Below are 4,483 nucleotides of genomic sequence, written 5' to 3' on the forward strand. Positions count from 1 at the left end.
TCCCCGGCCACGAGCCGGAGCGTGGGCGCGGTTACGAGCTGTGACCTGCTGAAACAGTTTGCTCGGGATGCGAGGTGCTGCCGCGCCGCCGCTGCGCATCGGCTTGCCCTCGTTCATCGCTGGGGCTTGGGGGCAGCAGCCCTTCTTTGCGGGCGATGTGCAGGAGCGCGCCGACCGCGCCGGTGGAGATGCCCATGTCCTCGGCGATCTCCTTGTACGTCTTTCCTTCCCTGCGCATCTGGGCGGCGTGTTCGCGTCGCTGACGTGCTCGTGCCTCGAACTCGTCTCGTGGTTCAGCCATCAGCCGGACGATGGTGCGGGTGGATGCGCCGAACTGTTCGGCGAGTTCGCGGGCGGTGCGGTTGCGGCGCACAGGATGTTCAGCAGCCACGGTCAGCCTCCAGAAGCGCCTTGATGTCGATCTTGGTTGCGCGTGTGCGGTTGGCTTCGATTTTCGCAGCCGACACCACTCTGCCGCCCTTGCGACCGCCCTTGCGGCCGCATTCTGCCTTCCACCGGCGGTAGTTGGCTTCGAACTGTTCGGGACCGAGTTTGCGCAGCTCAGAGTTCCACACGAAGGCGGAGACGGACTTGGCGATGCTGCGTAGTTCGGAGTCGGGCAGGGGGCCGAGCGGGTGGCGGTGGAGCTCGGGGTTCCGGCTCCAGGTGTAGGCGTAGACGGCTTCGTCCCAGTCCGAGCGATTCGGGTAGCGGGTCCAGGCGCGGTATGCCCACCGGCGGGTGGTGTCGAACATCCAGCAGTTGCGGCCGAGGGCGGACTCGATGCAGTCCTCGACTCGGGTGCTTTGGGGTCTTCTCGGCAGCAGTTCGCCCAGGCCACGCGCGAGATCCCGCAGTCCGTAGGGCCTCGGGCTGCACCAGCGGGTGTTGGCGAGCGGGTGCAGCGGATTCCGGCCCAGAGGTCCCGCGTAGTGCCGATCGCCGCCGAGAGCGACGGTCAGGCCCTGCTGGCAGCGGGCCAGCAGGTTGATGGGTTTGCGGTGGCTGGCGTCGCTCAGAGGCACGGGCGCTTCCAGGAGAAACACAGCTTGTCCGTGGCCCGGCCGGGTCGAGTAGGCGAACAGGTTCGGGACCAGGCCGACCTCGTGGAGCGTGAAGGCCCGCAACTCGGCGTCGGGATGGTCGATATCGACCACGATCTGCGAGACGTACTCGCGGGGATTCATCTGGATGAACCGCCGCAGCAGCGCTTCGTTGCGGGGCATCCGCCAGGCCCCCTCGATCCGAGGGTCGTTCGACGCTAGCGGGTAGCGGCCGAACCAGTGCTCTGATTCCCACCGCTCGGGCGTCATCGTCGTTTCCACCACGGAGGAAGCTTGGCACAGACAAGATCGATATTGGAGTAGGACATGCCAAAGCTATAGTCAGGTAATCCGGTTTTTCCGGGCCACCGGGGTTCTTAGGGGGTCCCCTGTGTCCGGGCCGGCGGCATCTCCGCGAACCCGCGGATTTCTCCTGGCGTGTTCAAAGTTGATCCGAACCGAGTCAGATGTTCCGCCGACCCCTCAGGGAAAACCCACCCCCGTGCCTCCCTTCCCCCTGTACTTCGAACTGCTTCTTGACGGGACCACGGCAGGTCCTGCCGCACCCAAGGTGACTGGTTCGACTGGGAGTGCGGCAGGTAAGCCGGGTACGGCCCTGAGAGCGCGTCAGAGCCGTTTTCGGGGATGAGTGGCCTTTACGGACGGCCGGGGTGGGCGTTGTCGAGGTAGTCGGCGAATCCGGCCAGGAATCCGTGCTCGTACTCTTCGACATCCGGTTGTCCTGGTGGGGCGGTGAACCATGTCGATGGATCGGACGCGTCGGTGGCGTCGCCGATGTGGTCCCCGCCCGAATGTGAAGTCAATTCGACTGGTCGCTGCGGCAACTTGGATTGTCGATGGGGTCCGGTCGTTGACGGATGGTGCGGTCGGGTGCGCGCCGGCCCGTGACCGGACCGGCGAAGCGTGCCGCTGGGCGGCCCGCCGTCGAGGTGTCCCGGCCCCGGTCCGACGGTGTTCTCGGACCGCTCGTTCCTCGCGTCCTCGCCCACCGGTCGGCCCGTGTCCGTGCCCCCTCGACCTGGTGTGCGCTCACCGCCCGGAGATGTCCGTCCGTCTGGTTATCGTGGTGATCGCACACCAGAGCGAGCTATGCCCAGAGTTACTCCGTGACTTCGTCACTGCGTAACTCTGGGCGCTCGCCTCCCGTTCGCTTCGCTCACAGGAGGGGGCCGCCGATGGCCGCTGACGCTTCATCGACGGAGGCCCGGGCCAGCGCCCGGGCCGGTGCTTCGCAGGCCGCTGACGCGGGGCCGGCGAAGCGGATCCGCACCGTGGCGGTGCGTTTGTCCGAGGCGGAGGAGGCCGCGTGGATCGCGGCCGCGCTGGCGGACGGGTATCGGCAGCTCGGGGCGTGGGTGCGCGAGCGGGCGGTGGCCGGTTATCTGGGGAAGGTGCGGCCGCGGCAGAGTGCGGTGTCTTCGGAGGCGGCGCAGGAGATCGCGGCGCTGCGGCAGGAGATGGCGCGGTGGGGCAATAACTTGAATCAGATCGCTCGGGCGATCAATTCTGGTCAGGTCCCGGCGAATATCGAGCAGCATTTGCGTCAGCACTGGCCGCAGTACGGGCAGACGTTGGCGCGTATGGCTGATCGGCTTGACGCGCTCGAGGGCTGAGAGCGGGGCGGGGTGATCGCGAAGATCAGCACCGGTGCTGATCCGAAGGGGTTGGCGGCGTATCTGCACGGGCCGGGGAAGGAGACCCCGCACACCTACCGTGACGAGGCCGGCCGACTGTTCACCGGCGGCCAGGTGATCGCGGGAACGGTTCAGGTCACCGCCAGGAATCCGCAGCGGTGGGGCCGTGATTTCGAGCGGGCCGCGAAGACCAACGCGCGGGTGTCGAAGCCGATTTGGCATTGTTCGCTGCGGTGCGCGCCGGGGGATCGGCGGCTGACCGATGCCGAGTTCGCCGACATCGCGCAGCTGGTTGCGGAGCGGATGGGATACGAGACGCATCCGTGGGTGGCGGTGCGGCACGACGACGATCACATTCACCTTGCTCTGTGTCGGGTCGATTTCGAGGGCCGGACCTGGAAGAACCGTCACGATCGGTGGCGGGTGGTCGAGGTGATGCGTGAGGTGGAGCAGCGGTTCGGGTTGGTGCGGGTGCCTGTGCCGGCCCGGGGCCAGGGTCGCCAGCTCAGCACGGGTGAGCAGCGTATGGCGATGGAATCCGGTGTGGTGGCGGCGAAGATGCAGCTGCGGGAGCTGGTGGCCGCTGCGCGGGATGTGTCCGCAGGTGGCGGGCTGGAGGCATTCGAGGCGGCGTTGACGTCGAATCCTGTTGCCCCGGTGCAGGTGCGGCGGAATGAGGCATCCACGGGACGGATGAACGGCTACAGCTTCCATCTGTCCGGGCACGTCGATGCCGAGGGGACGCCGGTGTGGTTCTCGGCGTCGCAGCTGGACCGGAAGCTGTCGTGGAAGCAGCTGTCAGCGGTGCTCGACGGGCCGGTGCCGGATCGTCGGGTGCCGGCGCATGAGCTGCCGAAGAAGCGGCTGGAGCGGGCGGTGAACTGGGAAAAGCGCAGGCAGCAGGTTGGGCAGGAGCAGTTCGCTGCGCAGCGGTGGCAGCAGGTGCGGAACCGGCTGGTGCAGGAGGTGACAGCGTTGCGGGGTCCGAGCGGGGGCGAGCAGAAGTGGCGGAAGGTCAGACACGAGAGGGACGAGCAGCAGCGCATGGAGGACCAGCGCCGACGTGACACCGAGGCGGCCATCGATGCGTTCAGCCGGCCGCAGCCTCAGCCGCGCCGTCAGCCACAGGACTCGCAGGTGGAGGTGGCGCCGGAGGTGCTGGCGGCGGTGGAGGCAGCGATGCAGTCGTCGCCCCGGTCGGTGACGCAGCAGATGCGGGATCAGGAACAGAACAAGGCGGCAGCGAAGCGGGAGTACGCGATCGCGAAGGCCAAGGCGGAGCGAGAAGCCCGCGCCAAGGACGCCGCGAAGTGGGCCGAAATCCCAGGTGGAGGGTGGCGACGCGACGTGGCTGGGATCGATCTGCGGATGTGGGTCAGCGACGAGGGCCAGTGGTCGGTGACCTCGAAGACGGATCCGACCAAGGTGTTCCGGCAGGGAGAGTCGGCGTCGGCGGCTGCGGGGCAGGCTGCGGCCGCGGCCGCAGCGAAAATCCTGGTCGAGGGCATGTGGGAGAACACCAGGTCCGAAAAACGGACCCCCCAGCTCGAGTCGGTGGTGCGGGCTGCCCGCGCGGACCTGACACCGACGCGGCCGGCGAAGGAGCCGTCCCCGGCCCGATCCGATCGGCACCGGCCTCCGCATCGGCCGCCGACGCCCCCGACGTTCCCCGGCCACGAGCCGGAGCGTGGGCGCGGTTACGAGCTGTGACCTGCTGAAACAGTTTGCTCGGGATGCGAGGTGCTGCCGCGCCGCCGCTGCGCATCGGCTTGCCCTCGTTCATCG

5 protein-coding genes are annotated in these 4,483 nt (G+C 67.9%); 2 read left to right on the forward strand and 3 right to left on the reverse strand.

Features of this window, described 5'->3' with window-relative positions; translation table 11 throughout:
- Window positions 1–31 precede the first annotated feature (31 nt).
- The 3 genes from K3M35_RS26800 to K3M35_RS25405 all read right to left on the reverse strand — a co-directional run bounded on the left by K3M35_RS26800 (window position 32) and on the right by K3M35_RS25405 (window position 1,867).
- A complete protein-coding gene (locus tag K3M35_RS26800; RefSeq protein WP_220667242.1) occupies window positions 32–391 on the reverse strand; it encodes a helix-turn-helix domain-containing protein in 360 nt (119 codons plus the stop codon).
- On the reverse strand, window positions 381–1,226 hold the full coding sequence (locus K3M35_RS25400; RefSeq protein ID WP_220667243.1) for a replication initiation protein: 846 nt from the start codon (window positions 1,224–1,226) through the stop codon (window positions 381–383). The genes K3M35_RS26800 and K3M35_RS25400 overlap by 11 nt, the downstream gene beginning before the upstream one ends.
- Before the next feature lie 473 nt (window positions 1,227–1,699).
- Window positions 1,700–1,867: a hypothetical protein gene (locus K3M35_RS25405; RefSeq protein ID WP_229568915.1), complete on the reverse strand. Its 168-nt coding sequence runs from the start codon at window positions 1,865–1,867 to the stop codon at window positions 1,700–1,702.
- Between the two features lie 372 nt (window positions 1,868–2,239).
- Between K3M35_RS25405 and mobC the strand changes: the two genes are divergently transcribed.
- Entirely contained in the window at window positions 2,240–2,677 is a 438-nt protein-coding gene (gene mobC / locus K3M35_RS25410) for a plasmid mobilization relaxosome protein MobC (protein ID WP_220667245.1), read from the forward strand.
- Between the two features lie 12 nt (window positions 2,678–2,689).
- Complete coding sequence (locus tag K3M35_RS25415) at window positions 2,690–4,408, forward strand: relaxase/mobilization nuclease domain-containing protein (RefSeq protein ID WP_220667246.1); 1,719 nt, start codon at window positions 2,690–2,692, stop codon at window positions 4,406–4,408.
- Window positions 4,409–4,483 lie beyond the last annotated feature (75 nt).

Origin of the sequence: Rhodococcus sp. DMU2021 (assembly GCF_019641445.1) — a bacterium.
Lineage (GTDB): Bacteria > Actinomycetota > Actinomycetes > Mycobacteriales > Mycobacteriaceae > Rhodococcus > Rhodococcus pyridinivorans.